Origin of the sequence: Streptomyces sp. NPDC003077 (assembly GCF_040611095.1) — a bacterium.
Lineage (GTDB): Bacteria > Actinomycetota > Actinomycetes > Streptomycetales > Streptomycetaceae > Streptomyces.
On the sequence record NZ_JBEXNM010000014.1, the window covers coordinates 120183 to 139297 of the forward strand.

Genomic DNA, 19115 nt, shown 5'->3' on the forward strand with positions numbered 1-19115 from the left:
CCACGGGGGCCAAGGCCGGTACCGGAACCGGCCCGCGCACACGGGACCCCCGCCGGAACAGCCCCCGCCCCGAGAGCCGGAGCGGGCCCGCCCCGAGATCCGGAACAGGTCCCGCCCCGAGGGCCGGAGCGGCCCCCTCACGCGGGGCCCACCCCCTCCCTCACCGCCTCAGCGCTTCCCCTCCACCGTCAGCCGCTCGCCGTCCTCGCTCACGTCCACCCGCACGGTGTCCCCGTCCAGGACCTCGCCCGACAGGATCGCGCGGGCGAGCTGGTCGCCGATGGCCGTCTGGACCAGGCGGCGCAGCGGCCGGGCCCCGTACGACAGGTCGGGGGCGCCCTGCGGGCGGTCGATGACCGGCTCCTGCCCGAGCCAGGCCAGCCAGGTCAGCGCGCGGTCCGTGACATCCAGCGTCAGGCGGCGGTCGGCCAGACGGCGCTGGAGGTGGTCGATCTGGATGCGCGCGATGCGCTGGAGCTGGTCGGTGCCCAGCGGGTGGAAGACCACCAGGTCGTCCAGCCGGTTGAGGAATTCCGGACGGAAGGAGGTGCGGACGGTCTCCAGCACCTTGTCCTTCTTCTGGTCCTCCTTCAGGAGCGGATCCATCAGGAAGGTGGAGCCGAGGTTGGAGGTCAGGATGAGGAGGGTGTTGCGGAAGTCCACCGTCCGGCCCTGGCCGTCCGTCAGCCGCCCGTCGTCCAGCACCTGAAGGAGGACGTCGAAGACGTCGTGGTGCGCCTTCTCCACCTCGTCCAGCAGGACCACGCTGTACGGGCGGCGGCGCACCGCCTCCGTGAGCTGGCCGCCCTCCTCGTAACCGACGTACCCGGGGGGCGCGCCGACGAGCCGGGCCACACTGTGCTTCTCGCCGTACTCGCTCATGTCGATGCGGACCATCGCCCGCTCGTCGTCGAAGAGGAAGTCCGCGAGCGCCTTGGCCAGCTCGGTCTTGCCGACGCCGGTCGGGCCGAGGAAGAGGAACGATCCGGTGGGGCGGTCCGGGTCGGCGATCCCGGCCCGGCTGCGGCGTACGGCGTCGGAGACCGCGCGCACCGCCTCGGCCTGCCCGATCAGCCGCTTGCCGAGCTCGTCCTCCATCCGCAGCAGCTTCTGCGTCTCGCCCTCCAGCAGGCGGCCCGCCGGGATGCCGGTCCAGGAGCCCACCACGTCCGCGATGTCGTCCGGGCCGACCTCCTCCTTGACCATGGACTCCTTGGACGCCTCCTGCTCGGCCTCCACCCGGGCGGCCTCCTCCAGCTCCCGTTCCAGGCCGGGGATCTCCCCGTAGAGCAGCTTGGAGGCGGTGTCGAAGTCGCCGTCGCGCTGGGCGCGCTCGGCCTGGCCGCGCAGGTCGTCCAGCTTCTCCTTGAGCTCGCCGACGCGGTTGAGGCCCTGCTTCTCCTTCTCCCAGCGGGCGGTCAGGCCGCGCAGCTCCTCCTCCTTGTCGGCGAGGTCCTTGCGCAGCTTCTCCAGCCGCTGGACGGAACCGGCGTCGGTCTCGTTGCGCAGCGCCAGCTCCTCCATCTTGAGCCGGTCCACCGCGCGCTGGAGCTCGTCGATCTCCACGGGCGAGGAGTCGATCTCCATACGGAGCCGGGACGCGGCCTCGTCCACCAGGTCGATGGCCTTGTCCGGCAGGAACCGCGAGGTGATGTAGCGGTCGGAGAGGGTCGCCGCGGCGACCAGGGCGGAGTCGGCGATCTGCACCTTGTGGTGCGCCTCGTACCGGCCCTTGAGGCCGCGCAGGATGGCGACGGTGTCCTCCACGCTCGGCTCGGCGACCAGCACCTGCTGGAAGCGCCGCTCCAGCGCCGGGTCCTTCTCGATGCGCTCGCGGTACTCGTCCAGCGTCGTCGCGCCGACCATCCGCAGCTCGCCGCGGGCCAGCATGGGCTTGAGCATGTTGCCCGCGTCCATCGCCGAGTCGCCGCCGGCGCCGGTGCCGACGACCGTGTGGAGCTCGTCGATGAACGTGATGATCTGCCCGTCGCTGGACTTGATCTCGGCCAGGACGGTCTTCAGCCGCTCCTCGAACTCGCCGCGGTACTTGGCCCCGGCCACCATCGCGCCGAGATCCAGCGCCACCAGCCGCTTGTTGCGCAGCGACTCGGGGACGTCACCCTTCACTATGCGCTGGGCCAGCCCCTCCACGACGGCGGTCTTGCCGACGCCGGGCTCGCCGATGAGCACCGGGTTGTTCTTCGTCCGCCGCGAGAGCACCTGCACCACGCGGCGGATCTCCTGGTCCCGGCCGATGACCGGGTCGAGCTTGCCCTCGCGCGCCGCGGCCGTGAAGTCCGTGCCGAACTTCTCCAGCGCCTTGTACGTGCCTTCCGGGTCCGGCGTGGTCACTCGTTGCCCGTTCCTGTTCTTCTCGAACGCGTCCAGCAGCTTCTTGGCGGACGCGCCCTGATCGTCCAGCAGCTCCCCGGTCCGGCCGCCCTTGGCGGCGATGCCGATCAGAAGGTGCTCGGTGGAAATGTAGGCGTCGCCCAGCTCCTTGGCCCGCTGCGACGCGTCCGCGATCACGGCCAGCAGGTCGCGGTCGGGCTGCGGCGGGGCGACCGTGGACCCCTGGGCGCTGGGCAGCGCCGCGAGCTGCCGCTCGGCCCCCGAACGCAGCGCGGCGGCGTCCGCCTCGACGGCCGCCAGCAGATCCATGATGTTCTCGTTGTCCTGCCCGGCGAGCAGGGCGAGCAGCAGGTGCGCGGACGTCATGTCCGCGTGCCCCGAGGTCACCGCCCGCTCGTTGGCGGCGCTCAGCGCCTCCCGGCTCTTGTTGGTCAGCTCGGCGTCCACGTTCTCCCGCTCCTCCTCGTGCTCTGCGTCCGAGTACTCCCGTACTCCGCCACCAAATCCGGCAAACCCGGCGGTCCTGCCTGTGCCAACGTGCGATAAGTTGAGTCTATTCCACTCAAGGATGGAATGGGGCGGGGAGTGGGGACGAGCCGGGGACGCCCTGCGGCACCGTGGCCTCGTTCATATCGGCCGATGTGATCGTCAACCTTTGGTGATCATCTTCTCGTAGGGGTGAAGCGGGGCGAAGAAGCGCTCGAAGACGGCACTGACGCGTCAGGCTGGCCATCAACAACGAGGAGGTGCAGCATGACGGTCATGGCAGAAGCGCCAACGTCCAACGGCAACAGCGAGACCCTCCTGGAGCAACTGTTCGCCATGGAGACCCCGAAAGGGTCCCGGGCCGAGCTGATCGAGGGGGAATTCGTCGTGTCACCGGCTCCGGACGGCGATCACCAGGACGCCATCGACATCATCGTCAGCCAGGTGTACGTACGCTCGCGCACACCGATGCAACAGTCGGGGAACTCGGGATTGGTCGTCCCGGGAGGGCCCGAGGCGCTGGATGAGTACCTGATTCCCGACATCACCTTCGCCCCACGGGAATTGCGGCTGTTCCGGGGAGCCTCACACCGTATGGCCTGCGACGGCATCGCCATGGTCACCGAGGTCACCTCCACGCGCGGCCACAAGGACCGGGACCAGAAACGCCGTTCCTACGCTCGGGCGGACATCCCCCTCTACCTCCTCATCGACCGCGACAACGCCACGTCCACCCTGTTCAGCGAGCCTTCCCACGGCGACTACGTGGACCGCACCACCGTGTCCTTCGGCAAACCCCTCCCCCTCCCCGACCCCTTCGGCTTCGAGCTCGACACCTCCGATTTCCTCTGACCGGGGCCCGATTACCCTTCCCCCATGGCCCACGACCTCGACGCCCTCGGCCCCGACTACCTCGCCTTCTGGGCCGAGCGCCACGTCGCGACCCTGACCACCCCGCGCCCCGACGGCTCGCCGCACGTCACGCCCGTCGGGGTCACGTTCGACGCTGGCCAGCGGATCGCGCGGGTGATCACCAGCAAGGGCAGCAAGAAGGCGTCGAACGTCCTGGCCGCCGGTCCGGACGGCGCACGGGTCGCGCTCTGCCAGGTGGCCGGGAAGCGGTGGGCGACGCTGGAGGGCGTGGCGCGGGTCCGTACGGACGCGGACGCCGTCGCCGACGCGGAACGGCGCTACGCGGTGCGCTACGAGCGCACCCCCCGCCCCAACCCGGAACGCGTCCTCATCGAGATCACCGTCACCAAGGCACTCGGCCGCGCCTGACCGAGACCGCGGCGACGAAAGCTCACGCCCGCACCCGACCCGTCAGCGAACGCGACAAGGGCCCGTCACCTCCCGAAGGAGGCAACGAGCCCTGGCCACACAAACAGACCGACCTCAGTCCGTCGCCCGCTTGGGCCGCCACACCACCAACGCGCTCGCCTGCTGCACGTCCTCGTACGGGACGAGATCCCGCCGATAGGACGCGTGCACCTGGGCCTCGCGCTGCTGCATGGCAGCGGCGGCGCCCTCGACCGCGTGCTGGAGTTCGGCGACGCGCTGGCGCAGCGCGGCGACCTGGTTCTCCAGCTCGATGATGCGCTTGATGCCGGCGAGGTTGATGCCCTCGTCCTGCGACAGCCGCTGGACCTCCCGCAGGAGTTCGATGTCACGGGCCGAGTAGCGACGGCCGCGTCCGGCCGTCCGGTCCGGGGAGACCAGGCCGAGGCGGTCGTACTGCCGCAGCGTCTGCGGGTGCAGTCCGGAGAGCTGGGCCGCGACGGAGATGACGTACACCGGCGACTCTTCGGTCAGTTCATAGGGGTTACGACTGCGCCCGCCCCGGCTCTCCATCTCATGCTCCCTTCGCGGCCTGGAACAGCTCCGCCCGCGGATCCTCGTCCGCGGTCGCCTCTCGGTAGGTTTCCAGCGACTCCCGTGCCTTGTCACTGAGGTCCTTGGGGACGAGTACCTCGACGGTGACCAGGAGGTCGCCGCGGGTGCCGTCCTTGCGCACCGCGCCCTTGCCGCGGGCGCGCATGGTCCGCCCGTTGGGCGTGCCGGCCGGCAGCTTGAGCGTCACCGGGGGCCCGCCCAGCGTCGGAACCCGCACCTCCCCGCCGAGCGCCGCCTCCGGGAAGGTGACGGGCACGGTGACGGTGAGGTTGTCGCCCTTGCGGCCGAAGACCGGGTGCGCGTCGACGTGGACGACGACGTACAGGTCGCCGTTGGGACCGCCGCGCTCCCCCGGGGCGCCCTTGCCGCGCAGCCGGATGCGCTGCCCGTCCGAGACGCCCGCGGGGATGCGGACCTGCAACGTGCGCGCGCTGGTGGCGCGCCCGCTGCCCTTGCAGACCTCGCACGGGTTCTCGGCGATCAGGCCGCGGCCCTTGCAGTCCACGCACGGGTCGGTGAGCGAGAAGCCGCCCCCGCCGCCGCGCGAGACCTGGCCGGTGCCGACGCAGGTCGGGCACACCCGGGGGGTGCCGTTCTTGTCGCCGGTGCCCGAACACGCCTTGCAGGGCGCCTGGCTGGACATCCGCAGCGGGACCGTGGCCCCGTCCACCGCCTCGGTGAAGCTGAGCGTCACCTCGGACTCGACGTCCTGGCCGCGGCGCGGCTGCGTGCGCGTGCCGGCGCCGCCACCGCGGTTGAACAGGCCGCCGAAGACGTCCCCGAGGCCGCCACCGAAACCGCCGGAGCCGCCCTGGGCGCCGCCTCCGAAGAGGTCGCCCAGGTCGAAGTTGAACGATCCGCCACCGGCGCCGGGACCGGGGCGGAAGCCGCCGTTCCCGAAGAGCGTCCGTGCCTCGTCGTACTCCTTGCGGCGCTTGGGGTCACCGAGGACGTCGTTCGCCTCGGAGATCTCCTTGAAGCGCTCCTCGGCCTTGGCGTCGCCCTTGTTGGCGTCCGGGTGGAACTCGCGGGCGAGCTTCCGGTACGCCTTCTTGATCTCCGCCTCGGTGGCGTCCTTCGGGACGCCGAGGACCTTGTAGTAGTCCTTCTCGACGAAGTCCTTGGTGCTCATCCTCGACGTCCCTCCTCCCGTGCTTCCTTACAGTGCGCTCGCGCGTCAGCCCTCGTCCGGGCCACCGCTCTCCTCGTCCTTGGCGTCGGCGCCCTTGGCACCGTCGCCGGACTGCTCGGAGCCGGCCTTGCCGCCCTGCGCGGACGACCCGGGCTGCGGTTCGGCGACCGCGACCCGCGCGGGGCGAATCGTTCGGTCACCGATGCGATACCCGGGCTGCAGGATCGCGACGCAGGTCGTCTCGGTGACGTCCGGCGCGTACGAGTGCATCAGGGCCTCGTGGATCGTCGGGTCGAAGGGCTCGCCCTCCTTGCCGAACTGCTGGAGGCCCAGCTTGGCGACCACGGTCTCCAGCGACTCGGCCACCGACTTGAAGCCGCCGACCAGCTCGCCGTGCTCGCGGGCGCGGCCGATGTCGTCGAGCGTGGGGAGCAGCTCGGACAGGAGGTTCGCCGCGGCGACCTCCTTGACCATGACGCGGTCCCGCTCCACCCGACGGCGGTAGTTCTGGTACTCCGCCTGCAGCCGCTGGAGGTCGGCGGTGCGCTCGGAGAGCGCCGCGCGGGCCTGGTCCAGCTGTGCGGACAGAGCAGTGTCCTGGTTCTCGTCCCCGGCCGGGGCCGGGCCCGCCTGCTCGGCGGACCCGGCGTCCTGCGCCGCGTCGTCGGAGGACTGTGCGGCGTCAGAGGGGACGTCGGGCTTCTCGTCGAAACCCGGGGTCTCCTCCGTCACGCGGCACCGTCCTTCTTCGGCTTGTCCTCGTCGACGATCTCGGCGTCGACCACGTCGTCGTCGGCCTTGGCCTGGTCGGCACCGGGGGCACCCTGGGCGCCGCCCGCCGCGCCGGCGGCCTGGGCGTCGGCGTACATGGCCTGGCCCAGCTTCTGGCTGACCGCGGCGACCTTCTCGGTCGCGGTGCGGATCTCGGCCGTGTCCTCGCCCTTGAGCTTCTCCTTCAGCTCGGCGACGGCGGTCTCGACCTCGGTCTTCACCTCGGCGGGAACCTTGTCCTCGTTGTCCTTGAGGAACTTCTCCGTCTGGTAGACGAGCTGCTCGCCCTGGTTGCGGGACTCGGCGGCCTCGCGGCGCTTGTGGTCCTCCTCCGCGTACTGCTCGGCCTCGCGCATCATGCGGTCGATGTCGTCCTTCGGCAGCGCGGAGCCGCCGGTGACGGTCATCTTCTGCTCCTTGCCGGTGCCCAGGTCCTTGGCCGCGACGTGCATGATGCCGTTGGCGTCGATGTCGAAGGTGACCTCGATCTGCGGGACGCCGCGCGGGGCCGGCGGCAGGCCCGTCAGCTCGAACATGCCGAGCTTCTTGTTGTACGCCGCGATCTCGCGCTCGCCCTGGTAGACCTGGATCTGGACGGAGGGCTGGTTGTCCTCGGCGGTGGTGAAGATCTCCGAGCGCTTGGTCGGGATCGTGGTGTTCCGCTCGATCAGCTTGGTCATGATGCCGCCCTTGGTCTCGATACCGAGGGACAGCGGGGTGACGTCCAGCAGGAGGACGTCCTTGACCTCACCCTTGAGGACACCGGCCTGGAGGGACGCGCCGATGGCGACGACCTCGTCCGGGTTCACACCCTTGTTGGCCTCCTTGCCGCCGGTCAGCTCCTTGACGAGCTCGGCGACGGCCGGCATACGGGTGGAACCGCCGACCAGGACCACGTGGTCGATCTCGGACAGCTGGATGCCGGCGTCCTTGATGACGTTGTGGAACGGGGTCTTACAGCGCTCCAGGAGGTCCGCGGTCAGCTGCTGGAACTGCGCGCGGGTGAGCTTCTCGTCCAGGTGGAGCGGGCCCTCGGCGGAGGCGGTGATGTAGGGCAGGTTGATCGTCGTCTCGGTGGAGGACGACAGCTCGATCTTCGCCTTCTCCGCGGCCTCGCGCAGACGCTGCAGCGCCATCTTGTCCTTGGACAGGTCGACGCCGTGGCCGTTCTGGAACTGCTTGACCAGGTAGTCGACGACGCGCTGGTCCCAGTCGTCACCACCGAGGTGGTTGTCACCGTTGGTGGCCTTCACCTCGACGACGCCGTCGCCGATCTCCAGCAGCGAGACGTCGAAGGTGCCGCCACCGAGGTCGAAGACCAGGATGGTCTGGTCGTCCTTCTCCAGGCCGTAGGCCAGCGCGGCGGCGGTGGGCTCGTTGACGATGCGCAGGACGTTCAGACCCGCGATCTCGCCGGCCTCCTTGGTGGCCTGGCGCTCGGAGTCGTTGAAGTACGCCGGGACGGTGATGACGGCGTCCGTCACCTTCTCGCCCAGGTAGGCCTCCGCGTCCCGCTTCAGCTTCTGCAGGATGAAGGCGCTCATCTGCTGCGGGTTGAAGTCCTTGCCGTCAAGGTTGATCTTCCAGTCGGTGCCCATGTGGCGCTTGACCGACCGGATGGTGCGGTCCACGTTCGTGACCGCCTGGCGCTTGGCGACCTCGCCGACCAGCACCTCGCCGTTCTTCGCGAAGGCGACGACGGACGGCGTGGTCCTGGCGCCCTCGGCGTTGGTGATGACGGTGGGCTCACCGCCTTCGAGAACACTGACGACGGAGTTAGTCGTGCCCAGGTCGATGCCGACCGCACGTGCCATTTCGATTCCTCCAGCTGACTTGAGTGGAACAGGCTCAAGGGTGCAGCACCGGCCCCGACCTGTCAACAGACCTGAGTCTTACCCGCTCAACTTTTATATCGGGCTTACGTTCACACGCCCGGGCTGTGACCCGTAAGGACCCGAAAGGGGTACCCGGGGTTGCCTGCGGCGACGCGGGGGCCTTTCGTGCGGGGGTGGGGCCTGTCGGCGGGTGCCGCTCGGTGGGTCGTGCGCCTTCTCTTCCCTAGAGGCGGGGGCCCGTGGCGGGTGCGGTCCGGTGGTCTTGCGCCTTTTGTTTCGTACGGGGTCGGGGCCGCCCCGGGGTACCTCCTCGCGGCAGTTGCGCTTACCCGACGAGATCTCGGGACGGGGCCGCCGCGCCCCAGTCCGCTGCGGGGGCACCCCGGGACGTCCCCTTCCGCCGGCTCGGCGACTGATCGCCGGTGGGGGCTTCCCTGCCTCAGACGACGCTTACGAGTACGAGTCCGGGCCCCGCATTCCGAAGGCGCGGTAGCCGGGAGCCCCCGAGCGACGAAGATCACCCTCCGCACACCGCAGATCACGGCCCGGGCGACGCAGATCACCGGCCGGGCGGCTTCATGGCGCTCCGGATAGTGGGTAACCTCAGCGCAGACCGGAAAAGTTACTGCTTAGTAATGGTTCGCCCCCGAACCTCCGGCCCTCAGGAAAACCCGCCCCCCAGACCCAGAATTCCCGCACTCGCAGGCCCGAGGAGCCACCCATGCAACTCGCCGCGATCATCGTGTCGCTGGTCCTCACCGCGGTCGGCGTCGCGCTGCTCGGCCGCGCTGTCGCGCAGTTCGTGCGCTTCTTCAAGCTCGGCTCGCCGGTCCCGGCGGGCAGCCGGACCGACAACCCCTATCAGCGCAGCGTCACCCTGGTCCGGGAGTTCCTCGGCCACACGCGCATGAACCAGTGGGGCATCGTCGGCATCGCCCACTGGTTCGTCGCCATCGGCTTCCTGACGCTGCCGCCGACGATCGTCAACGCGTACGGCCAGCTGTTCAAGGCCGACTGGACACTGCCCGTCATCGGCGACTTCCTGCCGTACGAGCTCTACATCGAGTTCATCGGCACGATGACAACGCTCGGCATCCTGGTGCTGATGGTCATCCGGCTGCTGAACCTGCCCGGCCGCGCCGGCCGCAAGTCGCGGTTCGCCGGCTCCACGGCCTGGCAGGCGTACTTCGTCGAGTACGTCATCTTCACCATCGGCCTGGCGATCATGGTGCTGCGCGGCCTGGAGGGCGCCCTGCACGGGGTCGAGGGGTACGACCCGGCGTACTTCGCCTCGTACCCGCTGGTCCTGGCCTTCAAGGGGCTGAGCGTCACGGCGCTGCAGAACCTCGTCTACGTCTTCGCGATGATCAAGCTGGGCACGACCATGATCTGGATGATCACGGTCAGCGTGAACATCGACATGAGCATCGCCTGGCACCGCTTCCTGGCCTTCCCCAACATCTGGTTCAAGCGCAACGCGGACGGCGCCACGGCCCTGGGCGCGCTCCAGCCGATGACGAGCGCGGGCAAGCCGATCGACTTCGAGGACCCGGGAGAGGACGACCAGTTCGGCGTCTCCCAGGTCGAGCACTTCTCCTGGAAGGGCATCCTCGACTTCTCCACCTGCACCGAGTGCGGACGCTGCCAGTCCCAGTGCCCGGCCTGGAACACCGGCAAGCCGCTGTCGCCGAAGCTGCTGATCATGGCCCTGCGCGACCACTCGCACGCCAAGGCGCCGTACCTGCTCGCGGGCGGCGGCAAGACCATGGAGGGCGAGGAGAAGGCCCCGGCCGAGGCCCTGAAGGACGTCCCCGCCGCCGCGCTCGCCGAGGCCGAGCGCCCCCTGATCGGGACGCTGGAGGAGAACGGCGTCATCGACCCCGACGTCCTGTGGTCCTGCACCACCTGCGGCGCCTGCGTCGAACAGTGCCCCGTCGACATCGAACACGTCGACCACATCGTCGACATGCGCCGCTACCAGGTGATGATCGAGTCCAGCTTCCCCAGCGAGGCGGGCACGATGCTCAAGAACCTGGAGAAGAAGGGCAACCCCTGGGGCCTGGCCAAGAAGCAGCGCCTCGCCTGGACCAAGGAGGTCGACTTCGAGGTCCCCGTCGTCGGCAAGGACATCGAGGACCTCACCGAGGTCGACTACCTGTACTGGGTCGGCTGCGCGGGCGCCCTGGAGGACCGCGCCAAGAAGACCACCAAGGCGTTCGCCGAGCTGCTGCACATCGCGGGCGTGAAGTTCGCGATCATGGGCGGCGACGAGGCGTGCACCGGCGACTCCGCCCGCCGCCTGGGCAACGAGTTCCTCTTCCAGCAGCTCGGACAGCAGAACGTCGAGGCCCTGAACATGGCCTTCGGCGAGGACCCCGACGAAGGCGTCAAGGTCGAGAAGTCCAAGAAGCGGATCGTCTCCACCTGCCCGCACTGCTTCAACACCATCGCCAACGAGTACCCGCAGCTCGGCGGCGAGTACGAGGTCATCCACCACACGCAGCTTCTCCAGCACCTCATCGACGAGGGCAGGCTCGTCCCCGTCACCCCGGTCGAGGGCCTGATCACCTACCACGACCCGTGCTACCTGGGCCGCCACAACAAGGTCTACACACCGCCGCGCGAGATCATCGCCAAGGTGCCCGGCCTGCGGAACGAGGAGATGCACCGCCACAAGGAGCGCGGCTTCTGCTGCGGCGCCGGCGGCGCCCGCATGTGGATGGAGGAGCGCATCGGCAAGCGCATCAACGAGGAGCGCGTGGACGAGGCGCTGTCCCTCAACCCGGACATCGTCTCCACCGCCTGCCCCTTCTGCCTCGTCATGCTGACCGACTCGGTCAACGGCAAGAAGAACGACGGGAAGGCCAAGGAATCCCTCCAGGTCGTGGACGTCGCCCAGCTCCTGCTGGACTCCGTCAAGGCCCCCGTGGACCCGGCGGGCGAGGAGGAGTCGGCCAAGGAGCCGGAGCCCGAGCCGGTGAAGTGACCCTTCCGCACTGAGCCTCTTTACGACGGCCGGTCCCGCTGCGGCGGGGCCGGCCGTCGTCGTGTGCGGAGGACGGGGACGCGTCCGCGCGCCCCGAAGCAACCCCCACGGCCACCTCCCCGTCTCTCCCCCAGGACGACATGATCGGCGGCCCACGGACGGCCGGCACCGGGGAGAGGAACGCACGAGATGAGCACCGCCGACGTCCGCCGCCGCGCCCTGGCCACCGCTGTCATCGCGTCAGGCGTCCTTGCCCTCACCGGCTGCTCGTCCGCCTCCCCGGCCGACGCGACCGGCACCCCCTCCGCCGTTCCCTCGGCCGTCCCCTCCGCCACGCCCTTCGACGGCATCCCGGCCGTGGGCGCCCTGATCCGCGACGGCGACCACTTCTGCACGGCGAGCGTGGTCGACAGCCCCCGGGGGAACGTCCTGGCGACCGCCGCCCACTGCGTCTACACCCCCGAGGAGGAGGCGGAGGACGGCGACGAGCCCGGCTACATCCCCGGCCGACTGGAGTTCGCGCCCCGGTCTTCCGGGACCGGCCCGGGCGCGTACCCGTACGGGAAGTGGAAGGTCACCGGCATCCACGTCGGCGACCTGTGGAAGCGCGACAACGAGGACCAGGGCGACTACGCCTTCCTCACCGTCGAACCGAACGAGGACGGCCGCACCGTCCAAGAGGTCGTCGGCGCCGCCGTCCCCGACTTCTCCTCCGGCTTCCGCCGCCACGTCACCGTCATCGGCTACCCCAACGAGGACCACAACCCCGACAACCGCCCGGTGCGCTGCTCCACCACCACCCGCCGCGACGACGACGAGCCGTACATGCTCCGCATCGACTGCGCGGGCCTGTGGTCCGGCACCAGCGGCAGCCCCTGGCTCGCCGACCACCACGACCCGCACCGCCCGGGCCGCCTCATCGGCGTCCTCAGCGGCGGCGACACGGACACCGAGTCGGTGGCGGTGCGCTTCGATGAGCGGGCGCGTGAGGTTTACGAGAGGGCGGTGCGGGGGTGAGGCGGCGGCTCAGGTGAGCCTGTCGGCCTTGAGAACCCGCAGCAATGCCCTGAAAGCAGCCCGCGACGTGCGGACGACCGCCTCCGGAGCATCGCTCTCCCGCAGCGCCGCTCCTCCCGGGAGGCCGGTCGCTTCCACACACTCGTTTCCGTCACCGCCACCGGAGAACGAGGACTTCCGCCAACCGATCGGCTCGGTCATGAGCTCGTCCGTGACGTCAGGAGCAGTGCTCATCGAAGCGCCCTGATGCCAAGACATGCCGGAGCGCATCGAAAGCCGCACGTCCGACAACGACAACCTCACGAGGTTCGTCGCTCTCGCGCAGGGCAATGGCCCTTTCGACTCCTGCCACCTCCACACAATTGGCTCCGTCGCCACCACCTGAATAGGACGACTTCTGCCACACAACGTCCCTCTTCATTTCCGCTCCCTCTCACATTTCCCGGGCCAGGCGGAGCATGAAATCTCGTGAACGACGCTCGTCCAGTGCCGATTTTCCTACCTTGGAGAACAGGTTCCGATACCTGCGCACCTGAGACTCCGCGTGAAGGAACGCCGAGCCGTGAACGGAGTCCAGCAGCACCGTGTCCAACTGCGGCACCGGCCCACCCACGTACAACATGGGATAGCCGATGCCCGCGAAGCCGTCCACATCGAACGGCACCACGCGGATCGACACGTGCGGCCGTTCCGACTCTCCGGCCAGGTGCAACAACTGATCCCGAGCGACCTTTCGGTCGCCGACCCTGATGCGCAGCGCGGCTTCGTGCACGACCGCATCGAACTTGGGGGGCGACGCGCGGTCGAGAATCACCCGTCGCCGCAACCGGTGCGCCACCCGGGCTTCCAACTCCGCTTCGGACAGCTCCGGAAGTGAATAGGAGACAATCGCCCGCACTTGGTTCTCGGTCTGCATGAGACCGGGAATGTGTGAGATTTCGATGGTCCGCAGGTACCTCGCGTAATGCTCCATCTCCGCCAGGTCCAGGAATCCCGCGGGCAACAGCCCCCGGAATTCCTCCCACCAGCCATGTTCCCGCTCTCCCGCCATCGCGACCAAGGCCTCGACGAGTTCCTTGTCGCCACACGCGTATTGCGTCGTCAGCAATCGCACGCGCTCCTCGCTGACCCCGACCCGCCCCGCCTCGGTGTGCGAGATCTTCGTCTGGTCGATGCCGAGCAACCGCGCCGCCTCGCGGATGGTCAGTTCGGCCTGTTCCCTGAGCTTGCGCAGTTCCGCGCCCAAACGCTCCTGACGGGCCGTGGTGATGATCCGTGCCGGCATGCGCCCCTCCACTTCGGTCCGTTGTGAGTCTGCCGTTCGGGGACGGCCGCCCGACACACACGAATGGGTGAGCCTGACGGATCAGAGGTGCCCCGGGTCATCACTGACCCGTACCTTGCGTGACGGAGCGCACACCCAGCGTCCGTTCACCGCGGCTGACTCATGGAGGCCCCATGGAAACCGGCACCACATGGGAGTACACCGTCCACGTCCCCCACGACCCGCGCGCCATCCCCATCGCCCGCCACACCCTGCGGGACATCCTCGACTCGTACGACTGCTCCGGACTCGTCGAGCGGGCCGAACTGCTCGCCACCGAACTCCTCACCAACGCCGTCCGGCACACCGACGGACCGGCCTCCCTGCGCGTCCACTGGCGCTGGAAGACGTTGCGGCTCGGCGTCTGGGACACCGACCCGCGACCACCCCTGCGAAAGGCGCGGGCGGAGCCGTCCGAGTCGGAGGCGGGGCGCGGTCTGCTCCTCCTCGAAAGCCAGGCCAGTGACTGGGGCTGGTTCACGCTGAGCGACAGGATGAACGAGCCCAACGGCAAGTTCGTCTGGTGCGAGCTGACGCCCTGACAGAAATGCTCCCGTTTGCCGATCACCGTCCGCATACCCTGTGACCGGGGGCGCAGCGGGCGGTGACGGACGCCGCGGAAGCCCCCGTCCTTACGTGAGACGGCCGGGAGAGGAGCTTCCTGCAGATGACCGTGCGTGAGGGTCGCGACCGGCAGCGCACCGAGGATCAGGCCCCGGTGACCCTGCCGCTGTCCTTCCGGAGCGCGGATCTGGACGAGACGCGCTCGGTGATCGCCAAGACCTTCTACGACACCTCGATCGACCGCCTGGCCCCCGGCGACCCGTTCGCCGCGCGGATCGACGTCGTACGGCTGGGGCCCGTCACGATCGGCGCGTTCAGTTTCGGTACGGACGTGCGCGTGCACTCCGGTGTGCTGGGGGCGTACCACGTCGATGTCCCGCTGACCGGACACATGGCCTGGCATCAGGGCGCGCGGGCCGCCGGCACGGCGTCGGCGGCCCGCGCCGCCGTGTTCGGGCCCTCGGGGGACACCTCCATCGACCGGTGGCACGGCGACTGCCGCGCTCTGTCGGTCAAGATCGACGCTGCCGCGCTGGAGCGCCACTTGGAGCATCTGCTCGGCCGGACCGTCCGCAAGCCGGTGCTCCCCACCTCCGAACTCGACGTCTCGCGCGGCCCCGCCCTCGGCTGGGCCCGGCTCGTCCGCTCCACGGCCCGCGACATGCACGAAACGCGCCACCTCCTCCAGCAGCCCCTGGTGGCCGCGCCTCTCCAAGAGGCCCTGCTCAACGGGCTGTTGCTGGCCGCCGACCACCCGTACCGGGACGAGCTGCGCGAGCCGTCGAGCTCCCTGCGTCCGACGCCCGTCAAGCGGGTCGTGGACGCCATCCACGAACGCCCCGAGCACCCCTTCAACTCCGTGGAACTGGCCGCCATCGGGCAGGTCAGCGTCCGCTGGTTGCAGGAAGGGTTCCGTCGGCACGTGGGGATGTCGCCGATGGCGTACCTGAGGGACGTACGGCTCACCCGCGTCCGGGACGAACTGCGGCGGGCCGGGCCGGGTGAGGTGAGCGTGGGCGAGACGGCGTACCGGTGGGGGTTCGTCCACCTGGGGCGGTTCGCGAGCAGCTACCGGGCGCGCTTCGGGGAGACGCCGTCGGAGACACTGCACGCGCCGTGAGACGGACTCCCGAGGGCACGCCGCGCACACCCGTCGCCCTTACGGAGCGTAATTATCCCGGCGCGCCGAGCCGCGAACCCGCCTTACCCTTCAGGCAACCCCGAAACCCCCTGCACACACCGTTATCCGACCGACACCTTCACCGCGCTCGTCGGTCGGTCCTCCCCGATCCGCAGCGCGTTCCGGATAGCCACTGCGCAGAGTGGATCATGCTCCGGGGCCGTCCCGGCTACCGTCTGTGTCCATCGAGGCCATGTCGGCATGTCCGGGCCCCGTCGGCGCTGGCGGACGGGCCCCCGCAGGCCGCATCCAGGGTTCCGGTCGGCCACCCCCGTATTCGCCGATCGAGCCCACCCGTGGGGCGCCGGAGCAGCGTGTGCCCGGCGCCCCACGGAGACTTCGCCGGGGCGGACCAGGCCGGACCGGGGCGTCCTATCATTCCGGGCCATAAATAATTGAGACCCGCGCGATCCGTTCCGGGCGGCGGTGCCCGTGATCCGTTTCCGGAGGCGGTGCCCACCCTCCCGCTCCCCACTCCTCCCCCACCCCCACCCTCTCCCGGATGTTCGGCCGCCCGGTCCCCTAGGGGATGTCACAGCTCGGCAGCAAAGCCCGGCCCGTATCCCCGGCCCCGGCGCCGGTGTCGGAGGGACCAGGTACTTTCAAGGGCGTGGCTGGATTCAGGATGGGTCGCGGACGGGATTCCCACTCCGCGCAGCAAGGGCAACAGCAAGGCCGTCAGCAGGGGCAACCCCCGTACGGACAGCCCGCACCGTACGGACAACAGGGCCCGTACGGGTCTCCCCCCATGCCGCCGCAGGGCCAGTGGCAACAGGGCCCGCGCCCGCCGCACCCGGGCCGTGGCCAGCAGCCCCCGCAACCGTACGGAGCCGGGCCCGGCCCCCAGTACGACGAGCCGGAGTACTTCGGCGACGGCGGCGGCTACGCACCGCACCAGCAGGGGCACGCGCCCTACTCGAACGACAACAGCCCCGGCAGCACCCGGCAGTTCAGCATCGGCGAGGGCCCGGACTCCTACGGTCCGCAGTCGAGCGGCCAGTACGGCGGTGACGGATACGGCCGTGGCGGCGCCCCCTACGGGAACGGCCAGGAGGGGGACGGCGGACAGTACGCCGAAGGCGGCACCTACCGCGCCGGCGAGGCCACGGCCCCGCCGGTCGGACCCCGGCTGCCCTGGCAGCAGTTGCTGACCGGCATCGTGCTGCGCCCCGACCCGACGTTCTGGCGGATGCGCGACCACCAGGTGTGGGGCCCGGCGCTGATCGTCACCTTCGTCTACGGGCTGCTGGCCGTCTTCGGCTTCGACAAGGCCCGCGAGGACGTGCTGAACGCCACGCTCTCCAACAGCATCCCGTGGGTGCTGATCACCGCCGTGATGTTCGTCCTGGGTGGTCTGATCCTCGGCACGGTCACCCACACCCTCGCGCGCCAGCTCGGCGGCAACGGTTCCTGGCAGCCGACCGTGGGCCTGTCCATGCTGATCATGACGATCTCGGACGCGCCGCGCCTGATCTTCGCCATGTTCCTGGGCGGCGACAGCACCTTGGTGCAGGTCATCGGCTGGCTGACCTGGCTGGCGTCCGGGTACCTCTTCACCTCGATGGTGAGCAAGTCGCACGACCTGCCCTGGCCCAAGGCCCTGGGCGCGTCCGCCATCCAGCTCGCCGGCCTGCTGGCCCTGGTCAAGCTCGGCACCCTGTAGGCACCCACCACCACAGCCGCAGCCCAAGGGCCCCGGAAGCCGCCGCCCCACCCAACAGGGACGGCGCTCCGGGGCCCTTCGCCGTAACCGGGGTTCCTCAGCCCACCTCAGGCGAACGCCGGCTCACCACCAGACGGGCCGTTGGGCCTTACGCGAACCGCTGGCCCGCCGACCCGTCGCACGCCCGCAGCCGCAACGCGTCCTTCGCCGAGCCCAACGTCAGGCAGAGCCGCGGTGCGGCGGCCGGACGGATCGATCCGCTGGCGGCATCGCGCACGAACTGCTGGTTCGCGGCGCCGGAGCAGTTCCACAGCACCAGCCCGACCCCGGCCTCGTACTTGCCGCCCGGCACATCCAGGCACCGGTCATGCGTTTGTTCCACGTGAAACGAGCGCTGCCCGGCGTCGTACCACCAGCCCTGGTTCCGCTGCCCGTTGCAGTCCCAGCCGCCGACCGCGGTCCCGTTACCGCTGCTCGCCCCCTCCACGTCCACGCAGGTGGCGGTGGCCGCGTTCTTCAACGGCCGGAACACGTCGTCCCAGGCCCCGGCGTACAGCTTCGGCTGCCCGGTGCTCGCCGGATCGGCGCAGGACGCCTCGCGCACCCCCGCCGCGTACAGCTGCGTCAGGCAGGACGCGAAGGCGGCGTGACCACGGGCGTTGGGGTGGAAGGACTGCCGCACGGAGTTGGCGTCCGGCGGGAACGGGTTGCTCAGGTCCACGTGCAGGCCGCGCGCCCAGGTGTCCTCCATGCACACCTCGTGCCCGTGGAACAGCCGCGAGGCGTCGAGGTAGGTGGCGCCGGACGCCCGGGCGGCCTTCCGCATCCCCTTCTCGAAGACCGGCACGGCCGTGTCCCGTCCCCATCCCGCGTCCGAGGTGTACCCGGCGCATCCGCCCGCCAGCTTGCCGGGGAAGTCGGGGTTGTCCTCGATGTCCGGGCCGATGGGGCTCGGGTAGCCCAGGACGACGAGCCGGTAGTCGCCGTCCGCGTACCCGGCGTCCCGCATCACCGTCCGCAGGTCGCCCACCGTCCGCTCGACCTTGGGCACCAGCGCGTCCACCCGCGCCTGCCACCCGCCCTCGTACTTGGGCTGGCACTTCCCCTGCAACGTCAGCCAGCGCGTCACGCAGTCCGTCATCACCGGCCCGAACTGGAGGTCGTCGTTCGCGCCGGCGACCAGCAGCACCATCTTCAGCCGCGTGTTCCGCGCCTTGATCGCCAGGTTGTCGCTCTGCACCAGCTCGTCGGCGTACTGCTTGCTCCCGCCGATCACGATGTTCCCGGTGTACGCGCCCGAGCACGCGACGTTGTACGTGACGTCCGCCGGGATGCCGGTGCGGTGGATCGCCGCGTCCGGGGAACGGTGGCACCAGTTGTCGGGCCCGTTCGTCCCCGGCTCGTACGTGCCCACGCCCTCACCGGAGATCTCGCTGTCCCCGAGCGAGATCAACGAGGTCTTCCGCTGCTCCATGGGCCGCTCGGCGGCGTCCCCGTACAGCTTCCGCGCCTCCTCGGCCCGGATCTTCTCCAGCTCGGGTGGCAATGGCTTGCCGATCGCGGCCGGGCCCTTCGACTCGGCCGCCGTGGCCGCCCCCGCACCGGCCGCGCTCATCCCGCCCAGCGCCATCACCAGCGCCGCACCGGTGGCCACCAGCCGCCCCGGTCTCGTACACGCCCTGCCCGCCGTCCGCACCAGCCGCACCATCGGGCCTCCCTCAGGTCTCCCTCATGCCTCCGCACTCCCTGTTACCGCCGGTTTGTACTCCCCGGTCGGTAACAACGGAACACTCCGAGCACACCGGAAACAGGATTGGCCGAAAACCACGCCATCCGACGGGACCGCTCACCCGTCTCACACGAAGGCGTCCTCAAAAGCGAACGAGGCCCCCGCCACAAGGACGAGGACCTC

At 69.9% G+C, this 19115-nt stretch carries 16 protein-coding genes; 7 read left to right on the forward strand and 9 right to left on the reverse strand.

The window, feature by feature from the left end; all coding sequences use genetic code 11:
• Positions 1–168: 168 nt before the first annotated feature.
• Complete coding sequence (gene clpB, locus ABZX96_RS12910) at positions 169–2799, reverse strand: ATP-dependent chaperone ClpB (RefSeq protein WP_355542392.1); 2631 nt, start codon at positions 2797–2799, stop codon at positions 169–171.
• A 315-nt stretch (positions 2800–3114) separates the two neighbouring features.
• Between clpB and ABZX96_RS12915 the strand changes: the two genes are divergently transcribed.
• Positions 3115–3690: a Uma2 family endonuclease gene (locus ABZX96_RS12915; protein WP_355542395.1), complete on the forward strand. Its 576-nt coding sequence runs from the start codon at positions 3115–3117 to the stop codon at positions 3688–3690.
• A 24-nt stretch (positions 3691–3714) separates the two neighbouring features.
• Positions 3715–4119, forward strand: coding sequence for a PPOX class F420-dependent oxidoreductase (locus ABZX96_RS12920; RefSeq protein ID WP_355542398.1), 405 nt, complete (start codon positions 3715–3717; stop codon positions 4117–4119).
• A gap of 114 nt (positions 4120–4233) precedes the next feature.
• Here the strand turns inward: ABZX96_RS12920 and ABZX96_RS12925 are convergent, their stop codons facing one another.
• Genes ABZX96_RS12925 through dnaK form a run of 4 tightly spaced genes read right to left on the reverse strand, consistent with a single transcriptional unit; the run spans position 4234 to position 8448 of the window.
• On the reverse strand, positions 4234–4689 hold the full coding sequence (locus ABZX96_RS12925) for a helix-turn-helix domain-containing protein (RefSeq protein WP_355542401.1): 456 nt from the start codon (positions 4687–4689) through the stop codon (positions 4234–4236).
• Between the two features lies 1 nt (position 4690).
• Positions 4691–5863 carry a molecular chaperone DnaJ gene (gene dnaJ / locus ABZX96_RS12930; protein ID WP_355542404.1) on the reverse strand — a complete coding sequence of 391 codons (1173 nt, stop codon included), beginning with the start codon at positions 5861–5863 and terminating at the stop codon, positions 4691–4693.
• A 45-nt stretch (positions 5864–5908) separates the two neighbouring features.
• On the reverse strand, positions 5909–6595 hold the full coding sequence (gene grpE / locus ABZX96_RS12935; RefSeq protein WP_355542407.1) for a nucleotide exchange factor GrpE: 687 nt from the start codon (positions 6593–6595) through the stop codon (positions 5909–5911).
• Complete coding sequence (gene dnaK, locus ABZX96_RS12940) at positions 6592–8448, reverse strand: molecular chaperone DnaK (RefSeq protein WP_355542410.1); 1857 nt, start codon at positions 8446–8448, stop codon at positions 6592–6594. Before dnaK ends, grpE begins: the two co-directional genes overlap by 4 nt.
• A 742-nt stretch (positions 8449–9190) precedes the next feature.
• On the opposite strand from dnaK, the gene ABZX96_RS12945 reads away from it, so the two are divergent.
• On the forward strand, positions 9191–11455 hold the full coding sequence (locus ABZX96_RS12945) for a (Fe-S)-binding protein (protein WP_355542413.1): 2265 nt from the start codon (positions 9191–9193) through the stop codon (positions 11453–11455).
• Between the two features lie 189 nt (positions 11456–11644).
• Complete coding sequence (locus ABZX96_RS12950) at positions 11645–12472, forward strand: trypsin-like serine protease (RefSeq protein ID WP_355542416.1); 828 nt, start codon at positions 11645–11647, stop codon at positions 12470–12472.
• Between the two features lie 9 nt (positions 12473–12481).
• Here the strand turns inward: ABZX96_RS12950 and ABZX96_RS12955 are convergent, their stop codons facing one another.
• Genes ABZX96_RS12955 through ABZX96_RS12965 form a run of 3 tightly spaced genes read right to left on the reverse strand, consistent with a single transcriptional unit; the run spans position 12482 to position 13757 of the window.
• Positions 12482–12706 carry a DUF397 domain-containing protein gene (locus tag ABZX96_RS12955; RefSeq protein ID WP_355542419.1) on the reverse strand — a complete coding sequence of 75 codons (225 nt, stop codon included), beginning with the start codon at positions 12704–12706 and terminating at the stop codon, positions 12482–12484.
• Entirely contained in the window at positions 12690–12893 is a 204-nt protein-coding gene (locus tag ABZX96_RS12960; RefSeq protein ID WP_355542422.1) for a DUF397 domain-containing protein, read from the reverse strand. Before ABZX96_RS12960 ends, ABZX96_RS12955 begins: the two co-directional genes overlap by 17 nt.
• A 12-nt stretch (positions 12894–12905) precedes the next feature.
• Positions 12906–13757, reverse strand: coding sequence for a helix-turn-helix transcriptional regulator (locus ABZX96_RS12965; RefSeq protein WP_355542425.1), 852 nt, complete (start codon positions 13755–13757; stop codon positions 12906–12908).
• A 173-nt stretch (positions 13758–13930) separates the two neighbouring features.
• Here ABZX96_RS12965 and ABZX96_RS12970 point away from each other — a divergent pair, with 173 nt between their 5' ends.
• From ABZX96_RS12970 to ABZX96_RS12980, 3 genes are all read left to right on the forward strand, one after another.
• Complete coding sequence (locus ABZX96_RS12970; RefSeq protein WP_355542428.1) at positions 13931–14338, forward strand: ATP-binding protein; 408 nt, start codon at positions 13931–13933, stop codon at positions 14336–14338.
• A gap of 125 nt (positions 14339–14463) precedes the next feature.
• The gene (locus tag ABZX96_RS12975; RefSeq protein ID WP_355542431.1) at positions 14464–15480 is read left to right on the forward strand and encodes an AraC family transcriptional regulator; all 1017 of its coding nucleotides are present in this window, start codon (positions 14464–14466) and stop codon (positions 15478–15480) included.
• A 685-nt stretch (positions 15481–16165) separates the two neighbouring features.
• Positions 16166–17203 (forward strand): YIP1 family protein, encoded by a 1038-nt coding sequence (locus ABZX96_RS12980; RefSeq protein WP_355542507.1) that lies wholly within the window; start codon positions 16166–16168, stop codon positions 17201–17203.
• A gap of 148 nt (positions 17204–17351) precedes the next feature.
• Here the strand turns inward: ABZX96_RS12980 and ABZX96_RS12985 are convergent, their stop codons facing one another.
• Positions 17352–18833: a ricin-type beta-trefoil lectin domain protein gene (locus tag ABZX96_RS12985; RefSeq protein ID WP_355542510.1), complete on the reverse strand. Its 1482-nt coding sequence runs from the start codon at positions 18831–18833 to the stop codon at positions 17352–17354.
• Between the last annotated feature and the right edge of the window lie 282 nt (positions 18834–19115).